The 25,780-nt window shown below is 41.7% G+C and carries 23 protein-coding genes; 8 read left to right on the top strand and 15 right to left on the bottom strand.

Annotated features, from left to right (window positions below; genetic code table 11):
• Positions 1-9 precede the first annotated feature (9 nt).
• The 12 genes from H8S63_RS13580 to H8S63_RS13525 form a co-directional block, all read right to left on the bottom strand.
• A complete protein-coding gene (locus H8S63_RS13580) occupies positions 10-1,248 on the bottom strand; it encodes a glycosyltransferase family 4 protein (protein ID WP_186927093.1) in 1,239 nt (412 codons plus the stop codon).
• Positions 1,245-2,054, bottom strand: coding sequence for a glycosyltransferase family 2 protein (locus H8S63_RS13575; RefSeq protein ID WP_186927092.1), 810 nt, complete (start codon positions 2,052-2,054; stop codon positions 1,245-1,247). Before H8S63_RS13575 ends, H8S63_RS13580 begins: the two co-directional genes overlap by 4 nt.
• 27 nt (positions 2,055-2,081) lie before the next feature.
• Positions 2,082-2,576: an adenylyltransferase/cytidyltransferase family protein gene (locus H8S63_RS13570; RefSeq protein ID WP_022274936.1), complete on the bottom strand. Its 495-nt coding sequence runs from the start codon at positions 2,574-2,576 to the stop codon at positions 2,082-2,084.
• 12 nt (positions 2,577-2,588) lie between these two features.
• The gene (locus tag H8S63_RS13565; RefSeq protein WP_055278582.1) at positions 2,589-3,626 is read right to left on the bottom strand and encodes an alanine--glyoxylate aminotransferase family protein; all 1,038 of its coding nucleotides are present in this window, start codon (positions 3,624-3,626) and stop codon (positions 2,589-2,591) included.
• Positions 3,627-3,659: 33 nt separating this feature from the next.
• Complete coding sequence (locus tag H8S63_RS13560; protein ID WP_007756371.1) at positions 3,660-4,712, bottom strand: CDP-glycerol glycerophosphotransferase family protein; 1,053 nt, start codon at positions 4,710-4,712, stop codon at positions 3,660-3,662.
• A 4-nt stretch (positions 4,713-4,716) separates the two neighbouring features.
• Entirely contained in the window at positions 4,717-5,460 is a 744-nt protein-coding gene (locus H8S63_RS13555) for a lipopolysaccharide kinase InaA family protein (protein WP_007763093.1), read from the bottom strand.
• Positions 5,461-5,470: 10 nt separating this feature from the next.
• A complete protein-coding gene (locus tag H8S63_RS13550) occupies positions 5,471-7,267 on the bottom strand; it encodes an LTA synthase family protein (protein WP_255467665.1) in 1,797 nt (598 codons plus the stop codon).
• Positions 7,268-7,281: 14 nt separating this feature from the next.
• Complete coding sequence (locus H8S63_RS13545) at positions 7,282-8,340, bottom strand: glycosyltransferase (protein ID WP_186927091.1); 1,059 nt, start codon at positions 8,338-8,340, stop codon at positions 7,282-7,284.
• Between the two features lie 106 nt (positions 8,341-8,446).
• Positions 8,447-9,478 carry a galactofuranosyltransferase gene (locus H8S63_RS13540; RefSeq protein ID WP_022274940.1) on the bottom strand — a complete coding sequence of 344 codons (1,032 nt, stop codon included), beginning with the start codon at positions 9,476-9,478 and terminating at the stop codon, positions 8,447-8,449.
• Complete coding sequence (gene glf, locus H8S63_RS13535) at positions 9,475-10,590, bottom strand: UDP-galactopyranose mutase (protein WP_022274941.1); 1,116 nt, start codon at positions 10,588-10,590, stop codon at positions 9,475-9,477. The genes H8S63_RS13540 and glf overlap by 4 nt, the downstream gene beginning before the upstream one ends.
• Positions 10,591-10,610: 20 nt before the next feature.
• A complete protein-coding gene (locus H8S63_RS13530; protein WP_186927090.1) occupies positions 10,611-11,642 on the bottom strand; it encodes a glycosyltransferase family 9 protein in 1,032 nt (343 codons plus the stop codon).
• A gap of 3 nt (positions 11,643-11,645) precedes the next feature.
• Positions 11,646-12,251 carry a DUF4254 domain-containing protein gene (locus H8S63_RS13525; RefSeq protein ID WP_007756356.1) on the bottom strand — a complete coding sequence of 202 codons (606 nt, stop codon included), beginning with the start codon at positions 12,249-12,251 and terminating at the stop codon, positions 11,646-11,648.
• Between the two features lie 118 nt (positions 12,252-12,369).
• Here H8S63_RS13525 and pdxB point away from each other — a divergent pair, with 118 nt between their 5' ends.
• Positions 12,370-13,416 carry a 4-phosphoerythronate dehydrogenase PdxB gene (gene pdxB, locus H8S63_RS13520; protein ID WP_186927089.1) on the top strand — a complete coding sequence of 349 codons (1,047 nt, stop codon included), beginning with the start codon at positions 12,370-12,372 and terminating at the stop codon, positions 13,414-13,416.
• Positions 13,417-13,436: 20 nt separating this feature from the next.
• Here the strand turns inward: pdxB and purN are convergent, their stop codons facing one another.
• Complete coding sequence (gene purN / locus H8S63_RS13515) at positions 13,437-14,060, bottom strand: phosphoribosylglycinamide formyltransferase (RefSeq protein WP_186927088.1); 624 nt, start codon at positions 14,058-14,060, stop codon at positions 13,437-13,439.
• Between the two features lie 98 nt (positions 14,061-14,158).
• Here purN and H8S63_RS13510 point away from each other — a divergent pair, with 98 nt between their 5' ends.
• From H8S63_RS13510 to rnc, 3 genes are read left to right on the top strand one after another with little or no spacing between them, the layout of a single operon-like run.
• Complete coding sequence (locus H8S63_RS13510; RefSeq protein WP_004291965.1) at positions 14,159-14,395, top strand: acyl carrier protein; 237 nt, start codon at positions 14,159-14,161, stop codon at positions 14,393-14,395.
• A 15-nt stretch (positions 14,396-14,410) separates the two neighbouring features.
• Positions 14,411-15,673 (top strand): beta-ketoacyl-ACP synthase II, encoded by a 1,263-nt coding sequence (gene fabF / locus H8S63_RS13505; protein WP_007756352.1) that lies wholly within the window; start codon positions 14,411-14,413, stop codon positions 15,671-15,673.
• A complete protein-coding gene (gene rnc, locus H8S63_RS13500) occupies positions 15,639-16,490 on the top strand; it encodes a ribonuclease III (protein ID WP_022274816.1) in 852 nt (283 codons plus the stop codon). Before fabF ends, rnc begins: the two co-directional genes overlap by 35 nt.
• Here rnc and H8S63_RS13495 read toward each other — a convergent pair.
• A complete protein-coding gene (locus H8S63_RS13495) occupies positions 16,432-17,442 on the bottom strand; it encodes an ATP-dependent 6-phosphofructokinase (protein WP_186927087.1) in 1,011 nt (336 codons plus the stop codon). The two genes, rnc and H8S63_RS13495, sit on opposite strands and share 59 nt — an antisense overlap.
• A 137-nt stretch (positions 17,443-17,579) precedes the next feature.
• Between H8S63_RS13495 and H8S63_RS13490 the strand changes: the two genes are divergently transcribed.
• Positions 17,580-19,088 (top strand): GH3 auxin-responsive promoter family protein, encoded by a 1,509-nt coding sequence (locus H8S63_RS13490; RefSeq protein WP_055278577.1) that lies wholly within the window; start codon positions 17,580-17,582, stop codon positions 19,086-19,088.
• A 99-nt stretch (positions 19,089-19,187) separates the two neighbouring features.
• Here the strand turns inward: H8S63_RS13490 and mnmA are convergent, their stop codons facing one another.
• Positions 19,188-20,285, bottom strand: coding sequence for a tRNA 2-thiouridine(34) synthase MnmA (gene mnmA, locus H8S63_RS13485; RefSeq protein WP_186927086.1), 1,098 nt, complete (start codon positions 20,283-20,285; stop codon positions 19,188-19,190).
• Positions 20,286-20,337: 52 nt separating this feature from the next.
• Here mnmA and H8S63_RS13480 point away from each other — a divergent pair, with 52 nt between their 5' ends.
• From H8S63_RS13480 to cysS, 3 genes are read left to right on the top strand one after another with little or no spacing between them, the layout of a single operon-like run.
• The gene (locus H8S63_RS13480; RefSeq protein WP_186927085.1) at positions 20,338-23,364 is read left to right on the top strand and encodes a DEAD/DEAH box helicase; all 3,027 of its coding nucleotides are present in this window, start codon (positions 20,338-20,340) and stop codon (positions 23,362-23,364) included.
• A gap of 36 nt (positions 23,365-23,400) precedes the next feature.
• The gene (locus H8S63_RS13475) at positions 23,401-24,213 is read left to right on the top strand and encodes a Cof-type HAD-IIB family hydrolase (RefSeq protein ID WP_007756337.1); all 813 of its coding nucleotides are present in this window, start codon (positions 23,401-23,403) and stop codon (positions 24,211-24,213) included.
• A gap of 59 nt (positions 24,214-24,272) precedes the next feature.
• The gene (gene cysS / locus H8S63_RS13470; RefSeq protein ID WP_007756334.1) at positions 24,273-25,754 is read left to right on the top strand and encodes a cysteine--tRNA ligase; all 1,482 of its coding nucleotides are present in this window, start codon (positions 24,273-24,275) and stop codon (positions 25,752-25,754) included.
• Positions 25,755-25,780: the final 26 nt, after the last annotated feature.

Below are 25,780 nucleotides of genomic sequence, written 5' to 3'. Positions count from 1 at the left end.
ACAGCCTACTTATACTGATTCGATTGCCTTTTTTAACCGCTCCATTATTACACTCCACGAATAATATGTTTCCACATATACCTTCCCTTTCTTTCCCATCTCCCTACAAAGCTCACTTGAGGTCTCCAAACTTGCCAATTTAGATATAAAATCATTCTTATTCCAATAGGCAAGAGCCGCCTTTTCACTCTTACTACAATGTTCTTTCAAAACTTCGCATTTTCCATTCACCAACATTGGTTTACCAAGTTGCATCCCCTCTAAAAGAATTAACGATAAACTTTCAAATTTTGAAGGATTTACCATAATCTTTGCATGACGAATGATTGCATATTTCTCATTTTCACTAACAAATCCTGTATAAATCAAGTCTGAATGTGAAACTGGTGCAGAGAATAATCCACCAACTAATACAAATTTAAGTTTAGAATTCGCGTATCTTGCTTTATAATGAAGGAAATATTGAACAATATGGTTCAATTTACCTTTATCTATCCTGCCAACATAAAGCAAATATTCTTCGGGCAAATTATATTTTCTTTTAACATCAACCCAATCAGCATCTGCAACCACATTAATGCCAACACTTATAAGTCCATGAGGGGACATTCTCCTACCAAAGATATTTTCTGCAAGGCGTTGTTCTGAAACTGTATTAAATCCAATATAGGCCACACTCGTAAACACCTCAGTATAAATAGCTCGAAATGTAGAACTTTCATAATGCATAGTAGGAACCAAAATCGTTTTATCCGGAGCACACAATGACGTATAATAAGCTAAGGGATAAGATATATTTATAGGAATAATCGCCTTATACTCATTTTTGCACTTTTGTATATGGGCTATTAAACGAGGGGAGTAAAACATATAACTTTGCATCACTCGCTGTTCTATCTCATTCATCTGTCGCCAAATAGGATATACATCAGCTATAAAGCGTAAAATATTCAATTGATAAAGTATCTTTCTAAATTTCCGGATCCATTTGGACTTACGTACATAAAAACGATGTAGCTCCGGATGAATAGGTTCCGCCATAAACCGCCGCACAAGCACCCCATTTATCCATTCGTCTCCAGCAGGTATTTCATTTTCTCCTTTGACATAATTTTGCACACATGTCGACAAGACTTCAACATCATAGTCCGTAACGAGTCGTTCCGCCAGCATTTTACAATGCTGTTCAACGCCACCATTCACTTTTTCTCCATATCCTGTGACAACAAATACAACCTTTGCTTTCATGACAGCTTAGCGGTTTGCTCATCCTTCACTATTCCATTTTCACACCATACAGTTTTTTCCTCGATAACCTTTTTCAGAACTTGTTCATGATATTCTAAATTTTCTCTAGAAGCAAAATTATGATAAAGGTGAAATTGCACCCCCCCCATCTTCAATTGTTTCTTTTGAATGCCAGCATGAATCAATCGATATGAAATTTCCACATCTTCCTGTCCCCACATCTCCAAAGATTCATTATATCCGTTTACACGAAATAAATCTTCTTTCCAAAATGCCATATTACAACCTCTTATCCGCAACATAGTATGTTTTGCATATCGATTAGACAAATAACGTCGAAGTATTCGAGAACGAAAAGCGTTTAACACAAACCTAAGATTCTGTTTTAGAAGAGCCGGATATTTCTCAATTCCTTTTAAAAGACGAGTTGTAGACATCTTTCCCAAAAGCACACGACTACCACAAACAAAATATCCTTTCTCGGCCAACTCTAAATGGTCCGCAATGAAATGCCTGTCCAAGATTATATCTCCATCAATCTGGATAATATAATCCCCCTTCGCCTTTTCTATGGAACGATTGCGAATCGCAGAAAGACGAAAGCCCTTATCCTCATGCCACACATGCACAATAGGAATATCTGTTTTTGCACGCATTTCATCAATCAACTGTCGTGTGTCCTCACGCGAGCCATCGTCTGCAATCAGTATCTCAGCAGGTTTCACTGTTTGCGCAAAAGCACTATAAAGACAAAGAGACAGGGCCTCTTTCCAATTATATGTGGATATTAATAATGAGACTAACATTTCAATAAGATTTAAATTCTACTTTCATTACTTTTTTTCATCTTCCGGCCAGTTATAATCCAACTCAGCCTCCCGTTGCAGCGCAGCCGCAATAATCTCATTTGTACTCTCTATAATTCTCTTCTTAATACCCGTTGTACTAACACCGGGAGTATACGGAAAATATACTACTCTCTTCCCGGGTTGCTGCTTTATCCATTCCAATCCTTCCAAATATTTGTCTTTCCAATCATCTCCTATAGTTACAATATCAATATTTTCTCTCTCTAATTGAGCAATCTCTGTCAATTTCACCTGCTTCACCACTTTTGTCACGCATTTGATAGAGGAAACAATCCGCATACGTTGCTCAAAAGGAATAATCGGCGGCATTCCTTTATAGTGTTGTATCAGTTCATCCGTACTTACCCCTACTATCAATTCATCACCCAATAAGGCTGACTTCTCCAAGATATTCAAATGACCAATATGGAACAAGTCAAAACTGCCGGATGTAAATACTCTAACTTTCTTTTCTTTCATAACTATATAGATTTATCGGTTTTCTATTTCTTTAATTCTCCTTGCCAAATCATCCAGATCTTCATTAGTCTGAACACCCAGATGGGACACACGGAAATAGTTCGGAGTTCCGCCGGGCATAATAAAAATCTCCTGTTTCAGCAATTCCTTAAAAAGAATATCACCATTTCTCCGAACAAAGAATCCTGTTATGCAATTTGAAGGAACTTCGGCCGGTACTTCCCAATTATTCTGTTTACATAGTTCACGAAAATAAAGAGCTTTCGCCCGTACGGATGCAATGATATTGTCCACACCTATCTTCATATCGCTCTGCAAACGTGCATGTAACTGAAGGAATAAGGTAGTAGCAGGACTATAAGGAGTTTGACCACGTTCTAAATTCTTCAGATTCTCTTCAAAATCAAAATAATAAGATTTATGCGAGAAAACTGTCTGAAGCACTCGGGGAGAAAGAAACAAGAATGACAATCCCGGAGCTATGTTCAAACCTTTCTGACTGCTTGTGATACAGATATCAATCCCCCAACCGGACATATCCAAGGTATCAGATAAGAAAGAACTGATGGCATCTACCACCAAAGATACCTCATACTTCTTACAGATAGCAGAAATCTTCTCCATATCATAAAGTTGTCCGGTAGAGGTCTCGTGATGTTGACATAAAAAGACATCAGGACGAGATGCACGTACCCGCTCTTCCAATTGCACATAGTCTATATCACGGGCAAAAGGAACCTCAAATATTTCGTTCGGACAGTGATAATAATCACAAAGATTCTTCCAACGGTGTCCGAACGATCCGCCTACCAGAATAAAAGCTTTCTCACATTGAGAGACATAATTAGCCACCACAGCATCCATCGCTCCCGTTCCTGAGGCCGTATAAAATATCACACGTCCCTCCGGACAGTTTATCAAATGCAACAACATTCTCTCCGAGTCTTTCACAAGCTCAGAGAATTGCGCTGTGCGCATATAAGGAAAAGGCTTCCCTCCTATTTGGAGGATCGAGTCTTCTATATTTCCAGGAAAAACATATGACTTCATATTTCGCTCAATTAAAATTCAACATTTATTCTCTCACCTCTTCTTTATTCTCCCAAATTTCTTTATGCTTGTATACTTCCGCCACAAGTTAAGCTTACGCTTTTCGGGTACTCCATGACGATGAATATAATCGGCTACTGCATCCAGCATTCGCCTGCAAACTTTCCCATCCAAATAAGGATCGTAATTATCTACAATCCAACGACGTTTGGCGATGTCTTCTTCATTATATTGTGCTCTTTCAAACGCTTCCATCAACTGAGTGACATCGGTTATATCAGTCCAATAAATATCTTTTGCAATAGTACGATAGGTAATGACCGGTCGTCCTAGAAGAAGAAATTCATAAACGGTGGAAGAGGTGTCACTTATCATCACATCTGACATCAACTGATACTTCGTGACGTTAAAACCATCCACCCATACAATATGTTCTTCTTGTTCAGCCAGTTGCTTGTATTCATCAATCCATTCCTTCCGTGTCAACGGATGAAATTTCAGAAGCAATACAATATCCCTCATCTTTACTAAATGCAACAAAGCTTCTTTTAATGCAGGAAGAGATGTTAAAGATGGTGAAAACGTCGGTGCATACAACACTATCTGCTTTTTACCATGCTCTCTCAATAGCTTCTCCCGTTCCTGATCAAAATCATGCCAATGGGTTTTAATCCAATCCTGTTTGGGCCATCCTGTCTCCACCACTTCAAAATCACCATACTTTACCGCCAGTTCTTTAAACTTCTTAGTAAAGAAAGGACCTTGCGTAAAATAGGTATCAAAATACCGGCGGATCACCCAATGATCTTTCTTCTCTGCAGCATATCCGTGAAACACCTGCACCTTCACTCCAGGCAAATAATATGGAACAATATTGCCCGGAACAAATATTGCTTCCGGAGAGAAATCATAAACTTCCTGTATAGAATGCGTATAGGTAACTTCTTTCTGCAAAGGGAATACCGGAATCTTCGGAAGATGAATATACCACAACAGTTGGTTATCTTCTGATTTCAATGCTTCCTGATAAATGGGATACAATATATCAATAGCATATTTGTTTTCACAAAACAGAACAATACGCATAATTCTATAGTTCCAATTTATATTTTACCATGTGTTTCTTCGCAAAATAAGTCCAGAATTTCTTCCGACATGCCAAAACACGTTCCACACAATGAGCTTCGTCAGCATGACGGGCTTTCGCATATTCTTTGGCAAGCATTTCGAAAAAAGCTTTCTGTCCCCACAACCGGGCAAAATTAGCGCAACCCATATCGACACTGATCTCTCCAAAAGTCATTCTATTAATATCGACCAACATAAAATGGTATTCTCCGTCGATCTGATCAAACAGGATGTTACCCGGTGAGTAATCGCGATGCATAATACCCGCCTGATGTAAATTGGCCGTGTATTGTGCAAATGCTATAATGAGATCTTTACAACGTTCGACATCTGCATTTCCAAATTCATAGAAATTCCGTTGATAGGGTGACTGCATACTAATAAAGTAAGAGTAATTTATCAACCCGCATTTCCGTTCTTCAATATAAGCAATTGGAGCCGGTGTTTCAACACCTTTCTGAAGCAGCATTTGAGGATATTCAAAAGCACGTTTCCCCTTTGGAGTACGAAAAAAAGAATAGACGATACGGTTAGCCAAAGCCGGAATTCCATAGCGTTTCACATTTATCTCTATCCCGTCGACTTCCATCACTTTTATCAGATTCCTTCCGGAGTAGATGATCCGTCCTTCCCGTTCAAAAGTATCAGGAACACTCTCTATAAACTTGCGCAAATGCTCGTATGTAGGATTCACTACTATTTTCATACCTCATCTTTTATTTTTTATCTCCTGTTCTACCATGAGCAAAGTAATCACAACTTATAATTAAATCTGAAACTCTCCATGCATCCTTTGCATGTTGAATCTCTGCTGTAGAAACACCGACTGTATCACCTATGATTTCCATTTGGGGAGAAATAGCAAAAGCTTTCTTCCCCGAAGACAGTATACTCTCTCCCAACCCTCTCCATGGATAATCATCTGCCCCAAGCAAATCCAACAAAGTAGGATACAAATCGACTTGTCCCATGACTTTCTCGTAACGTAAATGTACTGGGGAATTTAATACAATCAGTGGTGTGAAACGCTCAGGGGATATAATATCTTTTCCTAAAGCATGTTCATAAAGTGGTTTTCTAGTCAAACCAAATCCTTCATGATCACCGGTTATTACAATCATCGTGTTCTCAAATTTCTTCTGAGAACGCAAAAAAGTTATAAATTGACCTATTGCATAATCTGTATAGTTGGCCACAACCATATAATTCCTTAATCGTTCCGGCAGCTTATCCGAAAAACTTATCCGTTTGCTTTCTTCCGGAATAATAAACGGGGAATGGCCTGAGTAGGTAACACACTGCACCAACGTGTGACCACCGGTCGGGAACAATTCTTCCGTAGCTAGCTTTTCTCCGCACTGTCTAAGAAAAGAGACATCTCCCAAACGATGACGTGGTCCCGTCTTTTCATCCAGTACAAAATAGGGTTTGTCCAGAAGTTTATCGTAACCAAAGTCTTGTGCAACAATGGCAACATTCCATACAACTTTCTTATCTACCGTCATGCAGCAGGTTCCGCCTCCTTCATATTTTTCTTTAAAAGCTTTATCTATACTATAATAAGTATGATGAGGAAAGCGAGCACTATAAGCACCATAGTTTATGGGTAGAAGACCGGTATGCAACAGTAATTGCCCATCAATGGAGCGGCTTCCTTTGACCTGTGTCTGGACGTAAGGAGCATATAATACATTCTCTTCTTTCAGCATGCGGTTCAGATTAGGAGTGATTTCTTTTCCTTCCACATTCTTCTCAAGCACCCAACTCTCAAAAGATTCCGCCAAAATAATGATACAATTATCGCGTGCTTCTATCTGAAAGGGAAGTGGCTGCCGTCGGGGATGTTTACTCAACCAATCTTCAATTTCTTTCTTTATCTGTGGGGTGTACTCTATTTTATCTTGTACATGTTCATAATAAAGAGAACCAAAAATAGTGTATATGGGAGTCCCGCATGTCTGATAATCAGTCAAAAGTGCTTCATAAGTTTTTTTGTACCCGCCATAATAAGCTATAATTCCGCCAAGAGCCAGCGATGGAACGCAGATACATCCCGCCAACAGTCTCAAGCTTTTTCTTCTCTGTTCCTTAAGAGTAACCTTTAGGTTTTGTTTGCGGGTTAAGACAAGGAACAGCACCGTCAATAGCGGAAAACCCAGATCTGACCAACGCAAAGAATCAAAAACACTTGCAGTAAAGTCGGAAAGATTGCCGGCAAGGAAATAGCTGTCCCAAGGAATAGAAGTATAATATGTACGAAAATACATCAGATTAACAATTAACAGAAGGTCAATCAATGTACCGACTGTAATCAGATACCATCTGGAGCGTATATAAAGAAACGGAACTGCCAACAGGGAAGCCAGCAGAAACTTCGTCAAATAGGTTTGCGGAAAAGAAAATGATGAGAATGTGGTATTCAGGCTCCAGTCCAAGTCAAACAATATGAACTTAAAGAAAAGACAACCAATGAACAACCATAAGATTTTACGCGATTGCATATGTTTTATCATTTATAGTGCAACATTTATGACAGACTGGCAAAAAGCTTATCGAAATAAGATACATAAGCTTCTACGCTAAACTCATTAATAATACGCTCACGGGATGCCTTAGCCAGTTTCTGCAATTTTGTACGATCATCCATCAATGAGCGCATGGCTTCAGCTATTTTCTCTGCAGAACCCGAAGGAACCAAGATACCTGATTCATTGTCTACTATTAAATCGCAGGCACCAGGTATATCAGTGACAATGCACGGTACTCCGCATGCCATTGCTTCTCGGACAACACGAGGAGAGGCGTCACGCAGAGCCGGTAGGATAAATAAATCCTGTTTAGGCAGAAAAGAAATCGCATCTTCGCGATTCCATAAGAAATGAATACGTTCTGCTCCCACCCCTTGCTGCGCCAGCTCGTAATCACTATTATCATAATCACCGATAACAACAAGATGGGCCTCCGGAGCATTCAATATCTGAAAAGCTTTTATCAGATAAGTGAGCCCTTTAAACGGACGACCTTTGGTTGTACCGATATAAATGCATTTAAAAGCATTATCGGGCACTCCTTCCGCCTGCTTAGGATTCGCACAAGCATCAGCCACCCAGTCTATATCAAACGGCTTCACGCTGACAGACAGTTTATCCTTATCAATGTACCTCGTAAGATATTCTTGTATATCCGCAGTCTCACATACGATATGGTCAACACGAGGATTTAATATTCCCATATAATAGGTAGGATCAAGTTTTTTCACCTTAGCCTGAGTACCCCGATAACCTACATTCTTGACGGAAGTGCCTATTGTCGCAATCAAAGCATTGGATAGTCCGGATGTGCTCGGTGAGAAAATCAAATCTATATCATATTGCTTTACATATCTGCGAAGCGTCTTGATGACTTTCCAGGAAAATTTAGATGTAATAGGAGAAATTGGCAAAGGGATACATTTTCCCTCTACTTTTGCAGCTTCAGAAGCGGAAGGAACCGTTAAATAAATTGTATAAGACTCATTCTTTGACAATTCACCCAACATCTTATAAGTTGCCACATCCACCGCCTTGTGAGTTACCAATATATTCATACATTATCAATTAATATAAATAATCGTGTCCAGCCTCGTGCAAGCATTACAAAAGAAACACACCGCAAAGATAACTAAATCTTATTACATTCCGGCTGAAATAATCTCATTTTATTTCCGGAGATAATTTGGCATAAGCTTTCCGAATGGCTTCTTTGCAATAATATCCTTGAGAAATACGCTCATTCACTTTAGCAACATTCATTCTCAAAGCATTATAAGACTCTTTTGTCATCTGAGTGATGATAGCGTCCAGATCTAATAAAGAAGAGACACAAATACCGATACCATTTTCCTCTACAAATGAAGCCAAAGCTGCTTTTTTCCAAATGATAACGGGAAGTCCGCACCGAATATAGAGAGATAATTTATGTGGAGCATTATACTGAAGATATTCTCCTTCCGGACCGACACCCCCCTCTAGGGAGGAACCATACCACACCAATCCGTATTCCCCTTCGGCTGTGGCAATAAGATCATCCGACCGAGTATATCCCTTATGATCTACTTGCCCCTCAAACTTATCAGGTTCAAAGCCATTACCATAAAGTACCATATCGAACGAACGTGGAGAACGTCCCAATTTATATAAAAAATCACTATGAAAAGTAGATAACGCTCCAACAAACAAAACACGAGGATGAGAAGCTGCTAAATTCTTCCCTGAAGACTGCCTATCTGACAAATAATCAAAGACCCCAAGAACTTCCAGATTTGCCTTTATACCATTCTCATGCAACCAATTCTTCATCCGTTCACTGTGCACAATAATGCTGTCCGAATGGTTCAATCTTGATATTTCGTGAGGTATAGTCAAGCGACGGCGACGAAAACTGTCCAAATCATGAATTAAAGTAATTATCTTACAGCCGCGCAGATGCGCCATACAGCAAACAAATGTATAGTATTTCTTTAACGGATATTGCAGTATCAACACATCACCTTTATGTAAACAGAATACGCTCTTCAACACACCCGACAGCGTCAAAATAAAAGCTATGACAGCATTTGTATAACGGGTCTGCTTAAGCCCGACATTACGATAGCCGCACTGCTCCATGATATATTCAATATCGGTTTTAGCCTTGTTGGCAGCATTATTAACACCCTTATAGTTCCTTGATAAATAGCAAATCATAATTCTTTTTTTAGTTCATTTTTAGCCAGGTTCAATGCAGCCTCCACCGTATCATCCATATCAAAATAAGCATATTGGGCCAAACGCCCACCAAACAAAACATTCGCCGTAGTATTCGCCAAATCTTTATACTTCTTTAAAAGCGTCATATTAGTATCATCATTCACTGGATAATAGGGTTCGTTTTCAGCAGTAAAAGCCGCAGGATATTCACGGGTAATCACTGTACAAGGTTGTGTACCAAACTCAAAATGTTTGTGCTCAATAATACGAGTATAAGGAATCTCCCTTTCACAATAATTTACAACAGCATTACCCTGATAATTATCTATTTCAAGACGTTCATGTTCAAAACAAAGACTACGATACTCCAAACGCCCAAAACGATAATCGTAAAATTCATCTATACAACCGGTAAATAAGACTTTATCTGCCAATGCATCCAGCTCTTCACGCGCGGAAAAATAATTCGTATTCAAACGTACTTCGGCCTTCTCAAGCAACTTGTGTATCAGTTCATTATATCCTCCTTTGGGAATTCCCTGATACTCATCATTGAAGTAATTATTATCATAAGTAAAACGAAAAGGAAGCCTCTTGATGATAAAAGCAGGAAGTTCCGTTGCTGAACGTCCCCATTGTTTTTCTGTATAACCTTTTATCAATTTCTGATAAATATCTTTTCCACAAAGCGTCAAAGCTTGCTCTTCCAGATTGGCCGGAGACTTTATATATGCGTACTCTTTACGTTGCTCTTCAATCTTAGCTTTTGCCTCTTGAGGAGTATTAACGCCCCATAACTTATTAAAGGTATTCATATTAAAAGGCAGATTATATAATTTACCTTTATAATTTGCTAATGGAGAGTTTGTATAGCGATTAAAGGAAACAAAACGGTTTACATAATCCCAGACCTGCTTATTGTCTGTATGAAATATATGAGCTCCATATTGATGCACATGAATACCATCCACATTCTCGCAATAGATATTCCCACCTATATGACTACGTTTATCAATTACAAGACAACGCTTTCCTGCCTCAATCGCCTGCCGGACAAACACAGCAGCGAATAATCCTGCGCCAACCACCAAATAATCATATTCCTTCATACATACAAAGTTTTTTACAATCAACCTACAATCGCCTCTATTTTTTCTATCACCTGTTCAGGAGTAATATTTTTCAGACAAGCATAATCTCTCCTCCAACAAGGCTTCTGCCCGTAAACCGAACAAGGCCGGCAAGGCAAATCCAGCTGTACCGTATTGATGGGTAACTGTTTCCACCCCATAAACCCGGCATATGGATGAGTAGCCCCCCAAATAGAGACGACAGGTATATTGACCAACGACGCCAGATGCATATTGGCAGAGTCCATTGAGAGCATTACATCCAAATGGCTCATCAGATTTAACTCGGTACACATATTCAACTTACCTATCATAGATACGATGGAGGGATATTTGGCTATCCAGGTATCAAACACCTCCTGCTCTTTCTTGCCTCCTCCGAACAGAAAAACCTTCACCGCAGGATCTGCCGCAAAATGGGCAACGACCTGCTCCTGCAGTTCCAACGGATAAATCTTACCGGTATGTTTGGCAAAAGGAGCAATGCCAATCCATTTTTGGCTCCCTTTTGGACCAGTTACAGGCTCTATCTCTGCAAAGTTCCCTTTTCCTTCACCATAAATAGAAGAAAAGTTTAGCAGAACCGGAAGTCCCAGCTTTTCCAACACATCCGCATAACGGCGGAAGGAACTTTTCTGGTTCTCCATCACCTTATGGTGGCGGCGAACCAGTTTCTGTTTACCAGCCCGCCCTTTACAGATAGAAGCCACCGGTACATTAGCAAGCCAAAAACGCAAACATAAATATCTGGAACGGAGCACATGATGAAAGTCCGCCACATAGTCAAACTGCATTGCTTTCAACTCCGAGTAAAGGCTGTTCAATCCCCAAAAGCCTTTATGCTTGCCTGTCAGATCTGCTCCTACAAAACTTACATTCTCCGGCAATTCCTGAAAAAGCGGTTGCCACACGGAACGGCTCAGTACAGTTATCTCATGCTGGGGATATTGTACTGCCAGAGAATGTATTACGGGCACTGTCATTGCGACATCACCAAGAGCTGAAAAACGGATAATGAGAATACGCGCCATTCGTTATTTCTTTGCATAAAGCACCGGATTCAATGCCGGGTCGTTATACATCTTCATCTGTTTATATACTTTCATATATTTCTTTCCGGCTTCGATGTCAGCCAATAACTGATCAATAGCCGACGAAAGATCCTTGCGTTGCTCTAACAAAACATTCAGTTTGGTCTGGCATTGTGTACGATGTTCTTCGCTGGTATCCGTACGTTCCACCTCTTGCTGCATATGGTAGATTTTCAAAGCAAGGATAGACAAGCGGTCTATAGCCCATGCCGGGCTTTCCGTATTGATTGTCGCATCGCCAAGGGGGATTACCTCTTTGTATTTGTCAAGGAAGTAACTATCAATCAGCTCTACCAGATCCGTACGATCCTGATTGGACTTATCGATTCTTCTCTTCAAAGTTAAAGCAGCCACCGGATCAATCTGGGGATCACGGATGATATCTTCGAAATGCCACTGAACGGCATCTATCCAATTTTTCAAATATAAATAATACTCAATCGACTTCAATTCGTAAGGATTGTTCATCTGAGCGTCTACACTATCCGTTACATGGTAATCATTAGTCGATTTCCAAAAAATCTCGTTGCAAAGGTTACTAAATGTCATAATCTTAACTAGCTATTAGATATTATAATAGGGCAAATCTATGTAATATTTCTCAGACAAGCAACCCTTTCTTACTTTTTTATTTAGTACCTTTGTGGATACCAAAGATAAATTGTATATGAAAATCATTATAGACAACAAGATACCTTATATAAAAGAGGCCGTCCAGAGTATAGCAAATGAAGCAATTTACGCTCCCGGAAAGGATTTTACACCAGAACTGATACGGGATGCGGATGCGCTTATTATCCGTACCCGTACACACTGCAACCGTGAATTATTGGAAGGAAGCCGGGTAAAGTTCATAGCGACAGCTACGATTGGCTTCGACCATATCGACACGGAATATTGCAAACAAGCAGGCATAGAATGGACTAATGCGCCGGGATGCAACTCAGCTTCCGTCGCGCAATACGTACAAGCTTCGCTGCTGGTATGGAAAGCGATGAAGAACAAAAAACTGGAGGGACTGACTATAGGTATCATAGGTGTCGGGAATGTAGGAAGTAAGGTAGCAAAAGTAGCAAAAGGCTTTGGGATGCGGGTCCTATTGAACGACCTGCCTCGGGAAGAGAAAGAAGGGAATCGTTTCTTTACCTCTTTAAATGAAATAGCTGAAGAGTGCGACATCATCACCTTTCACGTACCCTTATATAAAGAAGGAAAATACAGAACCTTTCATCTGGCAGATACAAATTTCTTCCGCTCACTAAAACGCAAGCCCGTCATCATCAACACCTCTCGGGGAGAAGTCATTGAAACGGGAGCTCTTCTGGAAGCATTGGACAATAAGTCGATTTCGGATGCCATCATTGATGTATGGGAACACGAACCGGAAATCAATCTCGAACTGCTCAGAAAGGTCATCATAGGCACTCCACACATTGCCGGATATTCTGCCGACGGGAAAGCAAATGCAACACGTATGTCTTTAGATGCTATCTGCAGATTCTTCCGGATAGAGAGGAATTATGAGATTCATGCACCGGTACCGAATTCTCCTGTCATTCATGCAGAAAACTACGAAAATGCACTTCTCCAAATATATAATCCGGCTGAAGACAGCGACCGGTTAAAAAATCAACCAGAGCTATTCGAAACCTTACGTGGAGACTATCCATTAAGAAGAGAAGAGCAAGCTTATATAATTAAATATAAAGAATAAGGCGTACCATCTCCTACGTCTTATTCTCCACACAATACTCTCTCTATAACACGGGGGAAATGTTCATACTCCAAAGCATGTACTTTTTTGGCTACATCCTCAGGTGAGTCGGTCGGAAGTACCGGACAAACGGCTTGAAAAACAATGTTTCCTTCATCATAACGTTCATTTATATAATGTATAGTAATGCCGCTTTTTTTCTCGCCGGCAGCCACCACCGCTTCATGAACACGATTGCCATACATCCCCTTTCCTCCAAACTTAGGCAGAAGAGCCGGATGTATATTTATAATTTTATTGGGATAAGCATGCAAAAGTAAATCCGGAACCCGGACCAGGAAACCCGCCAACACCACAAAATCAATGTGATATTCCTGCAAAACAGCCAGAATCTCATCTCCAGCCACCCAATCTTCCTTTGGAAACACGTTACAAGGTACTCCCAGACGGTGTGCACGTTCCAAAACGTATGCATCACTTCTATTCGAAAGCACCAACGAAACCTGAATGGCTTCGTTTTCTCGGAAATACCGGATAATGTTCTCTGTATTAGAGCCGGAGCCGGAGGCAAAAATTGCGATGTTTTTCTTCATAACTCTCAAATTCAATGCACAAAACAGTGAAAAATGTGCAAAACTTTGCATTTATTTAGTCAAATATTTGCGCAAAACGATAAATATTCATTCCTTTGCACCGCAAATTTAAAGAAATAAAACTAATTATTAATTAAAAACTTAAAGTTATGTCTGAAATTGCATCAAGAGTAAAAGCGATTATCGTTGATAAATTAGGCGTAGAAGAATCAGAAGTTACTAACGAAGCAAGCTTCACTAACGACCTGGGAGCAGATTCTCTTGACACTGTAGAACTTATCATGGAATTCGAAAAAGAATTCGGTATCTCTATTCCTGATGACCAAGCAGAAAAAATTGGTACTGTAGGTGATGCTGTATCTTATATCGAAGAACACGCTAAGTAATCCGATTTCATCAATATGGAATTAAAAAGAGTGGTAGTAACAGGTCTTGGCGCCATTACTCCCGTTGGCAACAGCGTTCCTGAATTTTGGGAAAACATTGTGAACGGGGTTAGTGGAGCAGGACCTATTACTCATTTTGATGCGTCGCTATTCAAGACCCAATTCGCATGTGAAGTGAAAAACTTCGATGCAACAAAATACATCGACCGCAAGGAAGCAAGAAAGATGGATTTGTATACTCAATATGCCATCGTTGTAGCCAAAGAAGCGGTAGAAGATTCTGGTCTTGACATAGAAAAAGAAGACTTAAACAAAATCGGCGTTATCTTTGGTGCCGGTATTGGTGGTATACATACATTTGAAGAGGAAGTGGGCAACTACTATACCCGTCAGGAAATGGGTCCGAAATTCAATCCGTTCTTCATCCCCAAGATGATCTCGGATATTGCTGCCGGACAGATTTCCATCATGTATGGTTTCCACGGTCCTAACTATGCGACTTGTTCAGCATGCGCTACTTCTACCAATGCCATTGCAGATGCTTTCAATCTGATTCGTCTGGGCAAAGCAAATGTAATTGTATCCGGTGGTTCGGAAGCAGCTATCTTCCCGGCAGGCGTAGGCGGTTTTAACGCTATGCATGCATTGTCAACCCGCAACGACGAAGCTTCTAAAGCTTCACGTCCGTTTAGCGCAAGCCGTGACGGCTTCATCATGGGCGAAGGTGGGGGTTGCCTGATTCTGGAAGAACTGGAACACGCAAAGGCTCGCGGTGCAAAAATCTATGCAGAAGTTGCCGGTGTAGGTATGTCTGCAGATGCACATCACTTGACTGCTTCTCATCCGGAAGGTCTGGGAGCTAAACTGGTGATGAAGAATGCATTGGAAGATGCAGGAATGGATCCGAAAGAAGTAGACTATATTAATGTACATGGTACATCTACTCCGGTAGGTGATATTTCAGAAGCAAAAGCAATCAAGGAAGTATTCGGCGATCATGCCTTTGAATTGAACATCAGTTCAACGAAGTCAATGACAGGTCACTTGTTGGGTGCTGCCGGTGCGGTAGAATCTATTGCAAGTATTCTTGCCATCAAGAACGGCATTGTTCCTCCGACTATCAACCACGAAGAAGGTGACAACGACGAGAATATTGACTATAACCTTAATTTCACGTTCAATAAAGCACAAAAACGCGAAGTTAATGTTGCCTTGTCCAATACATTCGGATTTGGCGGTCATAATGCGTGCGTTATCTTCAAGAAATACGCTGAGTAATATCGTGTTACGTAACAAAATAGATAAGATAAGGCTCCTATTCCGCAAGGATAGAGAGTCTTATCTTTGTTTTTACCGGATACTCGGATTCTATCCACGCAATATTCAGCTTTATGAGCAGGCTCTCCTGCATAAATCAACCTCCCTCCGTTCGGAAAAAGGGCGTCCGTTGAATAATGAACGACTGGAGTTTCTGGGGGATGCCATCCTTGACGCTATCGTAGGCGACATCGTCTACAAACATTTTGAAGGAAAGCGGGAAGGATTTCTTACAAACACGCGTTCCAAGATCGTACAACGGGAAACCTTGAACAAGTTAGCCGTAGAAATCGGACTGGATAAACTCATAAAGTATTCCACCCGTTCGTCTTCTCACAACAGTTATATGTACGGAAATGCTTTCGAAGCATTTATCGGGGCTATCTATCTGGATCAAGGATATGAACGCTGCAAGCAGTTTATGGAGGAACGAATCATCAACCGTTACATTGACCTGGACATTTTATCCCGTAAAGAAGTAAACTTCAAATCCAAATTGATTGAGTGGAGCCAAAAGAACAAGATGGAAGTCTCTTTTGAACTAATCGAACAATTCCTTGACCGGGACAGTAATCCTGTATTTCAGACTGAGGTACGGATCGAAGGATTTCCTGCCGGAACCGGAACCGGATATTCCAAAAAAGAGTCTCAACAAAACGCCGCCCAAATGGCAATCAAAAAGGTAAAAGATCCTGTATTCATGGCAACAGTCGATGAAGCTATCCAAAGCAAATCCCCATGCGACGACCTTGAATCACCAGATCATGATCTTCTGTAACTAATTTTAATTTTCCGGCTACTTCAGCGAGAGGAATAGACGATATACCATTTCCTTTCAAAGCTACCATACGTCCGAATTCTCCATTGGCAATCAATTCTGTTGCATGACCACCCATCCGCGTAGAGAGATTACGGTCGAAAGGAGTAGGTGAACCACCACGCTGAATATACCCCAGTACCGTTTCACGGGTTTCGATACCTGTTTCATACTCAATTTCTTGAGCGATATATTCTGCGGCACGCTTACGACCGTCTGTCTGAATCCCTTCGGCCACCACCACGATAGAATAAGGTTTTCCTTTTTTCAGCCTCTCTAAAATCGTATTGCCGATATTCTTAATACTATAAGGAATTTCGGGAACAAGAATCACATCTCCTCCACCTGCCATACCGGAATATAAAGCAATCCAACCTGCTTTATGCCCCATTACTTCAATAACCATTACTCTTTTGTGAGAACTGGCAGTAGAATGCAGGCGGTCGATAGCGTCGGTAGCAATGCTTACGGCCGAATCGAACCCGAAGGAAATATCCGTTCCCCAAATGTCATTGTCAATCGTTTTAGGAACAGAAACAATATTCACCCCCATCGCAGCAAATTTGGCAGCAGTCTTTTGCGTTCCGTTTCCTCCGATGCAGACAATACAATCCAGCCCCATTTCACGAATATTCCGGAGAATCAGGGCAGGCTTGTCCACATCGGATACAACACCCCCTTTTTTGAATGGCTTTTCGCGGGAAGTACCCAGCATGGTTCCTCCAAGATTCAGTAACCCGGAGAGAGATTTATCCGTAAAAGATTCCACATCTTTAGTCAACAACCCTTGAAAACCACTATGAATACCTATCACTTCCATCCCATAATAATTGATGGCAGTCTTACATACGCCACGAATGGTGGCATTAATACCGGGACAGTCCCCACCGGAGGTTAAGATTCCAATTCTCATTGTCTTATTTATTAGTCAAAAACTCGGAGATTTAGTGAAACTCGAAGATTTTAACGATTATTTCCGTCGTAAAGATAGAAAAAAAAGATAAATAAGGTTACTTTTGCACGAATAAACATTATCATGTTAAAGCAGAAATGAATATTACAAAAATTATCAGCAAGACTTTCGACTCCCGTTTAAAACAAATAGATTTATATGCCAGTGAAGCCAGCGAGATACAACACCGCGTATTAAACCGCCTAGTGCAACAGGCTTCCCAGACTGAATGGGGGAAAAAGTACGACTACTCCTCCATCCGCAGCTATGAAGATTTCAGAAAACGTCTCCCCATTCAGACATACGAAGAAATAAAACCATACGTGGAACGTTTACGAGCGGGAGAGCAGAACCTGCTTTGGCCATCGGAGATACGCTGGTTTGCCAAATCATCCGGAACGACGAATGACAAAAGTAAATTTCTTCCTGTCAGCAAAGAAGCATTGGAGGATATTCATTACAGGGGAGGAAAAGACGCGGTAGCTCTTTATTTCCGTATCAATCCGGACAGTCACTTTTTCTCCGGAAAAGGACTGATACTGGGAGGCAGCCACAGCCCGAATCTGAACTCCAACCACAGTCTGGTCGGCGATTTGTCGGCCATCTTGATTCAAAATGTAAATCCACTTGTTAATTTCATTCGTGTTCCAAGCAAAAAGATTGCATTGATGAGCGAATGGGAAACAAAAATAGAAGCAATTGCCAACAGTACCATTCCGGCAAATGTAACCAGCCTTTCCGGTGTTCCATCGTGGATGCTAGTGCTTATCAAACGGATTCTCGAAAAGACCGGAAAACAGACTTTAGAAGAGGTATGGCCGAATTTGGAAGTATTTTTCCATGGCGGAGTGGCCTTCACACCTTACCGTGAGCAATACAAGCAGGTGATACATTCACCGAATATGCATTATGTAGAGACGTATAACGCTTCCGAAGGATACTTCGGCACGCAAAACGATCTTTCTGATCCTGCCATGCTGCTGATGATTGATTACGGAATCTTTTATGAGTTTGTTCCATTGGAGGAAGTGGGAAAAGAAAATCCGCAGGCGTATTGTCTTGAGGAAGTAGAATTAGGCAAGAATTATGCTATGGTGATTTCTACTTCTTGCGGTTTATGGAGATATATGATTGGTGACACGGTGAAATTCACCAGCAAAAATCCTTATAAATTCGTTATCACAGGAAGAACGAAGCATTTCATTAATGCATTCGGTGAAGAACTTATTGTCGATAATGCCGAGAAAGGACTGGCTAAGGCTTGTGCGGAAACCGGAGCACAGGTCAGCGAATATTCTGCCGCACCGGTATTTATGGACGAAAACGCCAAATGCCGTCACCAGTGGCTGATTGAGTTTGCCAAAATGCCTGATTCGGTTGAGAAATTCGCAGCGATATTAGATGCGACTCTGAAGGAGGTTAATTCCGATTATGAAGCAAAACGCTGGAAAGATATTGCATTGCAACCGTTGGAGGTGATCGTTGCCCGTCAGGGATTGTTCCATGACTGGTTAGCCCAAAAAGGAAAATTGGGAGGACAGCATAAAATTCCCAGATTAAGTAATACACGGGAATACATAGAGACAATGCTATTGCTAAACCAATAATAAATCACTCTAGCTTGATACCCAGGTGTCGGTATGTCCAACACCGGGTATCAGGTATATCGGCACCTGGGTATCAGCCGCATCCTCTTTCCTACGAAATTAGCGGGCATTCACTATTATCCCCCCTCCCAGCAGTAAACCATCTCTATAAAACGCAGCAGCTTGTCCTGCCGCAATTGCAGTTAAGGGCTCATGAAGTTGTATATGAAGTAAATTATCTGGTGTAACAGTGACCGTGCAATGGTTCTCTTGCTTACGATATCGTATTTTCACGATGACATCATTGTAGCCCAGAATCTTTTGGGGATTTACAAGATTCCAATCTTTCAGCTGCATTTCTGTTTTTTCCAAAGCAGAAAGAGAAGACAACACAACTTCGTTCTTTTCGGGATATATCTCTTTTACAAAAACAGGCCGGTTCAGATGAATGCCTAAGCCACGCCTCTGACCGATGGTGTAAAAAGGGTATCCTTCATGCCAACCTATAAAATTTCCCTTTTCATCGACGAATCTCCCCCGTCTGACCATTTCGGACCAACAGCTGACATTTTCGGACCGCAACTGACCATTTCGGGCCAACCACTCTTTCAGGAAGCTCCGATAGTCCATCGGACAGAAACAGACTCCTATACTATCTTTTTTTGTCGCTACTTTTTGGAAACCGCGTTCGGCAGCCCAAACACGAGCCTCAACTTTTGTAATATTCCCCATCGGCAACAGTATCCGCCGAAGTATATCTTGCTTCAACCCCCATAGAAAAAAAGACTGGTCCTTATCCGGATCAGTGGCATGGGTTATATAATAGGTACCTTCCAACTTTACTTTCTGAACATAATGTCCGGTCGCTATATAAAAAATACCCATTTCATCGGCAACTTTAGCAAGCAAAGGCCACTTCAGACAGTTATTGCAGAGTGTACAAGGGACCGGTGTACGACCTTCCATATATTCCTGTACAAAGTATTCTATGATTTGCTTACGAAAAACATCACGGGCATCATATGTGATATGGCGAATACCCAAACGCTCCGCCAAACTACGTGCATCTTCCAGATATTCTGTCGAGTCGTTCAACTCATAGAAACGGAAAGTAATTCCGGTTACTTCATAACCGCCCTCCAATAGCCGCATGGCAGCAACGGAACTATCCGTACCACCGCTCATACCCAACAGTACTCGTCTATTTTCTTCTATCATACTGCAAAATTAAGGATTTTCCCGTATCTTTGTCAGTTAAAGCCTAAAGAGAATGAAAGAGAAAACATCTGACGGACAAATTATCATCGTATTGACAGAGCATCCCGTACTCGGTATATTGCTCATACCCTATATAGCTGAAAGATTAAGTGACAACACATTACAATTAGTAGAACAGGCATTTCACGCCTCTGCCGAAGCTATGAACCGGATGAGTGAAGCGGAAAGGCAGGCTATTGACATCGCGTCACACTATACGGAAAAGTATTTGATGGGAGTATACTCCCGAGAGAAAACAGTCTCCCGCTTCCTACATAAATTATCCGAAGACCCCGAACGGATAAAAAACAACGTCCGTCCATTTATTGAAAAGAAGTTGCAGGAAATGCTAGCTCTGATACGTGAAAAGAAGTTAGCGCTTTATCAGAAACAAGGGGGAAGTAAACTGCTGTATGCCCATCATGCCTACCACGTACATCCACATGACGCTGAGATTCGTTTCATATTTCAGATAGATGAAAATATTTTCCGCTACCAACTGCAATGTTATTATAAAGGCGAGCCATTCTCTCTCAGTGAGCAAAAACCCGTCAATGTGTTAACATCCATGCCGACCACCTTATCATTGGGAATGGAGCTGTATTTCTTTCCAAACATCGAAAGTAGCCGACTTTTGCCTTTTACCAAAAAAGAAGTTATCAGCGTAACAACTTCCGAGACCGAAAAGTATATTGACAACATTCTCATTCCCATAGCCCGTTATCATGACATCAAGACTGAGGGTCTGAACCTGATCGAGAAGAGGCGAAATTGCGAGGCTATGTTAATCATCGAAAATACGATTTACGATAAACAGTTGCTACAGCTTAGTTTTCGTTATGGCGACCAAACCTTCACTCCGGAAGACAACAATACCGGCATGAAGAGAATTATTTACCGAAACGAATCCGGAGAAATATACTGTTTTCGGCGAAATGCCAATGCAGAGAAAAGAGCGATACAGTTCTTGACAAATGCCGGATTGCAACGTATCAGCGATGTTCACTTTCAGTTATCACCCGATATTCCCGAAAGAACACTCTCCGAATGGATAAGCAGCCACCGGGAAATATTACAACAATCTTTTATATTATCCGGTAATATGAGTAATACGCCTTATTGCTTGGACGAGATACATACCGAACAAAGTTGCGATGATAATCCCGATTGGTTTGAACTGCATATTACTGTCGTTATCGGTGACTTACGTATTCCCTTCACACGTTTCCGAAAACATATCCTTGAAGAGAAGAGGGAATTCCTGCTACCGGACGGACGAATGATTTTATTACCGGAAGAGTGGTTCAGCAAATACACGAATATGCTGGAAATGGGAGTCCAGACAGAAAAAGGATTCCGCTTAAAGCATACATTCATAGGCGTAGTAGAGACTATCTTGAATACACCTGCATCCAAGACTCCCACATTCAAGAAAGAAATACGTAGCATTCATCCGCCCGAAGGACTAAAAGCACAGCTGCGTCCCTATCAGCAAAAAGGATTCTCGTGGATGGTACATCTCAACAAAGAAGGATTCGGCGGATGCCTGGCAGACGACATGGGATTGGGAAAGACACTTCAGACACTTACCCTGCTACAATATATCTATAAGCCAATATCCCCAACCGCCCGTCAGACTGCGGATATCACCGTCTCTTCTCCCGCCATCCGGGAAGCAAAAGCGGATATCGACGGACAGTTCTCTTTATTCTCTTTCGACTCCGAAGATGAGTTACTGCCCCAACCAAACGAGATTCGTGGAAAAGAAATGAATCCGGAAAATGTATCACAAGCACGAAAGCCACGAAAGCCCGCTACACTTATTGTGGTCCCCACGTCGTTACTTCATAATTGGCGTCGGGAAGCAAAACGTTTTACCACGCTTTCAATGGTAGAATACACGAGTACCAGTATTCTCAGCAAGACACATCCGGAGAAGTTTTTCAGACGTTTTCATTTAGTGTTCACAACTTACGGGACAATGAGAAAGAATATTGACATACTCCGCTCCTACTGTTTTGAATACATCGTACTCGATGAGAGCCAGAATATCAAGAATAGCGAATCGCTCACCTTCCATTCGGCTATCCAACTGCAAAGCAAGTACAAACTAGTACTTACCGGTACTCCGATTGAGAATTCCCTTAAAGACCTGTGGGCGCAATTCCACTTCATACAACCGGACTTGCTAGGTTCGGAAAGCAGTTTTCAAAAGCGATTTATGTTACCAATCCGTCAAGGGAATACCCGCATAGAAGCACAACTGCAACAGTTGATCGCTCCATTCATTCTCCGCAGAAGTAAAGGAGAGGTTGCTCCGGAACTTCCTCCGCTTACGGAAGAGACAATCTATTGTGATATGACGGAAGAACAAAACACCTGGTATAAGCAAGAGAAAAACAGCTTGCGTAATATTCTGCTTCAACATCCTCAAAGTACGGACAAACTGCACTCATTCAGTGTATTGAACGGAATTCTACGCTTACGCCAATTGGCGTGTCATCCTCAACTAATCTTTCCTGATTTCACGGGATCTTCCGGGAAAACCGCACAAATCATTGAGACTTTCGACACCCTACGGAGTGAAGGACACAAAGTATTAATATTTTCTTCATTCGTCAAACATCTGGAAGTACTGGCAGAGGCCTTTCAGGAGCGTGGCTGGAAGTACGCCTTACTGACAGGAGCTACCAACGACCGACCTTCCGAAATAGCCCATTTCACCGAACAAAAAGATGTGCAGGCTTTCCTTATTTCTTTGAAAGCGGGAGGAGTAGGACTTAATCTGACACAGGCCGACTACGTATTTATCATCGACCCATGGTGGAATCCTGCCGCTGAATCACAGGCTATAGCCCGTGCCCATCGCATCGGGCAGGATAAACAAGTGATTGCCTATCGTTTCATTACTCAAGGCAGTATAGAGGAAAAAATCCTTCAACTTCAAGACGAAAAACGAAAACTGGCAGAGACATTCGTTACTGATAGCGAAACATTGCCAGCATTGAGTAGTGAACAATGGGTGGACTTGCTAAAATGATTTTTTATTATATCTTTGTATCCAAAACCATACAGCATGAAATACAAACTTATCGTGCTCGATCTTGACGGCACACTGACCAACTCCAAGAAAGAAATCACCCTCCGCAACAAAGAGGCATTGATACGTGTACAAGAACAAGGTGTACGACTTGTCTTAGCCTCCGGACGACCAACCTATGGTATCGTACCTCTAGCCAATGAATTGCGGATGAACGAGTTCGGCGGATTCATCTTGTCCTATAACGGAGGAGAAATCATCAACTGGGAAACGCATGAAATGATATACGAGAACGTGTTGCCTAATGATATCATTCCCCGACTTTATGAAGCTGCCCGCACATACCATCTGACTATATTGACTTACGACGGAGCAGAGATTGTGACTGAGAATTCCCATGACCCATACGTAGAAAAAGAAGCGTTTCTGAATAAAATGGCGATTCGTGAAACCAACGATTTTCTTACTGATATCACCCTGCCGGTAGCCAAATGTCTGATTGTGGGAGATCCGGACCGACTCATTCCTTTGGAATCAGAACTATGTCTTCAGCTACAAGGACGTATCAATGTCTTCCGTTCAGAACCTTATTTTCTTGAATTAGTTCCACAAGGTATTGATAAAGCACTGTCTCTTGGTGTTCTATTAGAAGAGACAGGTGTAAAACGTGAAGAAATAATAGCAATGGGGGATGGCTACAATGACCTTTCCATGATAAAATTCGCAGGACTGGGTATTGCTATGGGGAACGCTCAGGAACCGGTGAAAAAAGCGGCTGACTACATTACCTTAAGCAATGAGGAAGATGGCGTTGCCGAAGCCATTGAGAAGTTTATCTATCAACAATAGCCTACATATCCGGATTTTATACTAACTTTGCGATTCCAATAAAACAAATATAAAAGGTTATGGAACATCAACTTACAATTTACAACACTTTAAATAGAAAGAAAGAGTTGTTCGTACCGCTTCACGCTCCTCATGTAGGAATGTACGTATGCGGGCCGACGGTCTACGGTGATGCCCATCTCGGACACGCGCGACCCTCTATTACATTCGACGTTCTTTTCCGATATCTCACTCATCTAGGATACAAAGTACGTTATGTACGCAATATTACCGACGTAGGTCATTTGGAGCATGATGCCGACGACGGTGAGGACAAGATCGAAAAGAAAGCGCGTTTGGAAGAGCTGGAGCCAATGGAAGTTGTACAGTATTATCTGAACCGCTACCACAAAGCAATGGAAGCGCTCAACGTACTTTCGCCAAGTATCGAGCCGCACGCTTCAGGGCATATCATCGAACAAATCGAACTGGTACAGAAGATTCTCGATGCCGGTTACGCTTATGAAAGCGAAGGTTCCGTATATTTCGATGTAGCCAAGTACAACAAAGACCACCATTACGGAAGGCTTTCCGGCCGCAATCTGGACGATGTACTGAATACGACCCGTGAACTGGACGGACAAAGTGAAAAGCGCAATCCCGCCGACTTTGCCCTTTGGAAGAAAGCGCAACCCGAGCATATCATGCGCTGGCCGTCTCCGTGGAGTGACGGTTTTCCCGGATGGCATGCCGAATGTACCGCTATGGGACGCAAATATTTGGGCGAACACTTCGATATTCACGGAGGAGGAATGGATTTGGTTTTCCCTCACCACGAATGTGAAATTGCACAGTCGGTCGCTTCTCAGGGGGACGATATGGTTCACTATTGGATGCACAATAACATGATTACCATCAACGGAACAAAGATGGGCAAATCACTCGGCAACTTTATCACGTTGGATGAGTTTTTCAACGGTACCCATAAGTTGTTGGCGCAAGCCTATACGCCCATGACTATCCGTTTCTTTATTCTGCAAGCGCACTACCGCAGTACGGTGGACTTCAGCAACGAAGCATTGCAAGCATCTGAAAAAGGATTACAACGCCTGATGGAAGCCATCGACGCATTGGAGAAAATAACTCCAGCCGCCACTACTTCAGAAGGAATCAACGTTAAAGAACTACGTGCCAAATGCTACGAAGCAATGAATGACGATTTGAACACTCCTATCGTCATCGCACAACTTTTCGAAGGTGCCCGTATCATAAATAATATCATTGCCGGCAATGCCACAATCTCTGCCGAAGACTTGAAAGATCTGAAAGAGACTTTCCATCTGTTCAGTTTTGACATTATGGGATTGAAAGAGGAGAAAGGTTCTTCCGATGGCCGTGAGGCGGCATACGGGAAAGTAGTAGATATGCTGCTGGAACAACGTATGAAAGCAAAAGCCAATAAAGACTGGGCGACATCCGACGAGATTCGCAACACGCTGACAGCACTCGGGTTCGAAATCAAAGATACCAAAGATGGTTTCGAATGGAGATTGAATAAATAAAAAATACAGAAGACCGGTCCACCACG

This window comes from Bacteroides sp. NSJ-39 (assembly GCF_014287315.1).
Classification (GTDB): Bacteria; Bacteroidota; Bacteroidia; order Bacteroidales; family Bacteroidaceae; genus Bacteroides; species Bacteroides finegoldii.
This window is presented reverse-complemented; position numbering and strand designations above follow the sequence as displayed.

Excerpts from the sequence above, each read along its gene's own strand:
- H8S63_RS13580 (WP_186927093.1), bottom strand. The coding sequence starts at position 1,248 with ATGAAAGCAAAGGTTGTATTTGTTGTCACAGGATATGGAGAAAAAGTG.
- H8S63_RS13575 (WP_186927092.1), bottom strand. The coding sequence starts at position 2,054 with ATGTTAGTCTCATTATTAATATCCACATATAATTGGAAAGAGGCCCTG.
- H8S63_RS13570 (WP_022274936.1), bottom strand. The coding sequence starts at position 2,576 with ATGAAAGAAAAGAAAGTTAGAGTATTTACATCCGGCAGTTTTGACTTG.
- H8S63_RS13565 (WP_055278582.1), bottom strand. The coding sequence starts at position 3,626 with ATGAAGTCATATGTTTTTCCTGGAAATATAGAAGACTCGATCCTCCAA.
- H8S63_RS13560 (WP_007756371.1), bottom strand. The coding sequence starts at position 4,712 with ATGCGTATTGTTCTGTTTTGTGAAAACAAATATGCTATTGATATATTG.
- H8S63_RS13555 (WP_007763093.1), bottom strand. The coding sequence starts at position 5,460 with ATGAAAATAGTAGTGAATCCTACATACGAGCATTTGCGCAAGTTTATA.
- H8S63_RS13550 (WP_255467665.1), bottom strand. The coding sequence starts at position 7,267 with ATGATAAAACATATGCAATCGCGTAAAATCTTATGGTTGTTCATTGGT.
- H8S63_RS13545 (WP_186927091.1), bottom strand. The coding sequence starts at position 8,340 with ATGAATATATTGGTAACTCACAAGGCGGTGGATGTGGCAACTTATAAG.
- H8S63_RS13540 (WP_022274940.1), bottom strand. The coding sequence starts at position 9,478 with ATGATTTGCTATTTATCAAGGAACTATAAGGGTGTTAATAATGCTGCC.
- glf (WP_022274941.1), bottom strand. The coding sequence starts at position 10,590 with ATGAAGGAATATGATTATTTGGTGGTTGGCGCAGGATTATTCGCTGCT.
- H8S63_RS13530 (WP_186927090.1), bottom strand. The coding sequence starts at position 11,642 with ATGGCGCGTATTCTCATTATCCGTTTTTCAGCTCTTGGTGATGTCGCA.
- H8S63_RS13525 (WP_007756356.1), bottom strand. The coding sequence starts at position 12,251 with ATGACATTTAGTAACCTTTGCAACGAGATTTTTTGGAAATCGACTAAT.
- pdxB (WP_186927089.1), top strand. The coding sequence starts at position 12,370 with ATGAAAATCATTATAGACAACAAGATACCTTATATAAAAGAGGCCGTC.
- purN (WP_186927088.1), bottom strand. The coding sequence starts at position 14,060 with ATGCAAAGTTTTGCACATTTTTCACTGTTTTGTGCATTGAATTTGAGA.
- H8S63_RS13510 (WP_004291965.1), top strand. The coding sequence starts at position 14,159 with ATGTCTGAAATTGCATCAAGAGTAAAAGCGATTATCGTTGATAAATTA.
- fabF (WP_007756352.1), top strand. The coding sequence starts at position 14,411 with ATGGAATTAAAAAGAGTGGTAGTAACAGGTCTTGGCGCCATTACTCCC.
- rnc (WP_022274816.1), top strand. The coding sequence starts at position 15,639 with ATGCGTGCGTTATCTTCAAGAAATACGCTGAGTAATATCGTGTTACGT.
- H8S63_RS13495 (WP_186927087.1), bottom strand. The coding sequence starts at position 17,442 with ATGAGAATTGGAATCTTAACCTCCGGTGGGGACTGTCCCGGTATTAAT.
- H8S63_RS13490 (WP_055278577.1), top strand. The coding sequence starts at position 17,580 with ATGAATATTACAAAAATTATCAGCAAGACTTTCGACTCCCGTTTAAAA.
- mnmA (WP_186927086.1), bottom strand. The coding sequence starts at position 20,285 with ATGATAGAAGAAAATAGACGAGTACTGTTGGGTATGAGCGGTGGTACG.
- H8S63_RS13480 (WP_186927085.1), top strand. The coding sequence starts at position 20,338 with ATGAAAGAGAAAACATCTGACGGACAAATTATCATCGTATTGACAGAG.
- H8S63_RS13475 (WP_007756337.1), top strand. The coding sequence starts at position 23,401 with ATGAAATACAAACTTATCGTGCTCGATCTTGACGGCACACTGACCAAC.
- cysS (WP_007756334.1), top strand. The coding sequence starts at position 24,273 with ATGGAACATCAACTTACAATTTACAACACTTTAAATAGAAAGAAAGAG.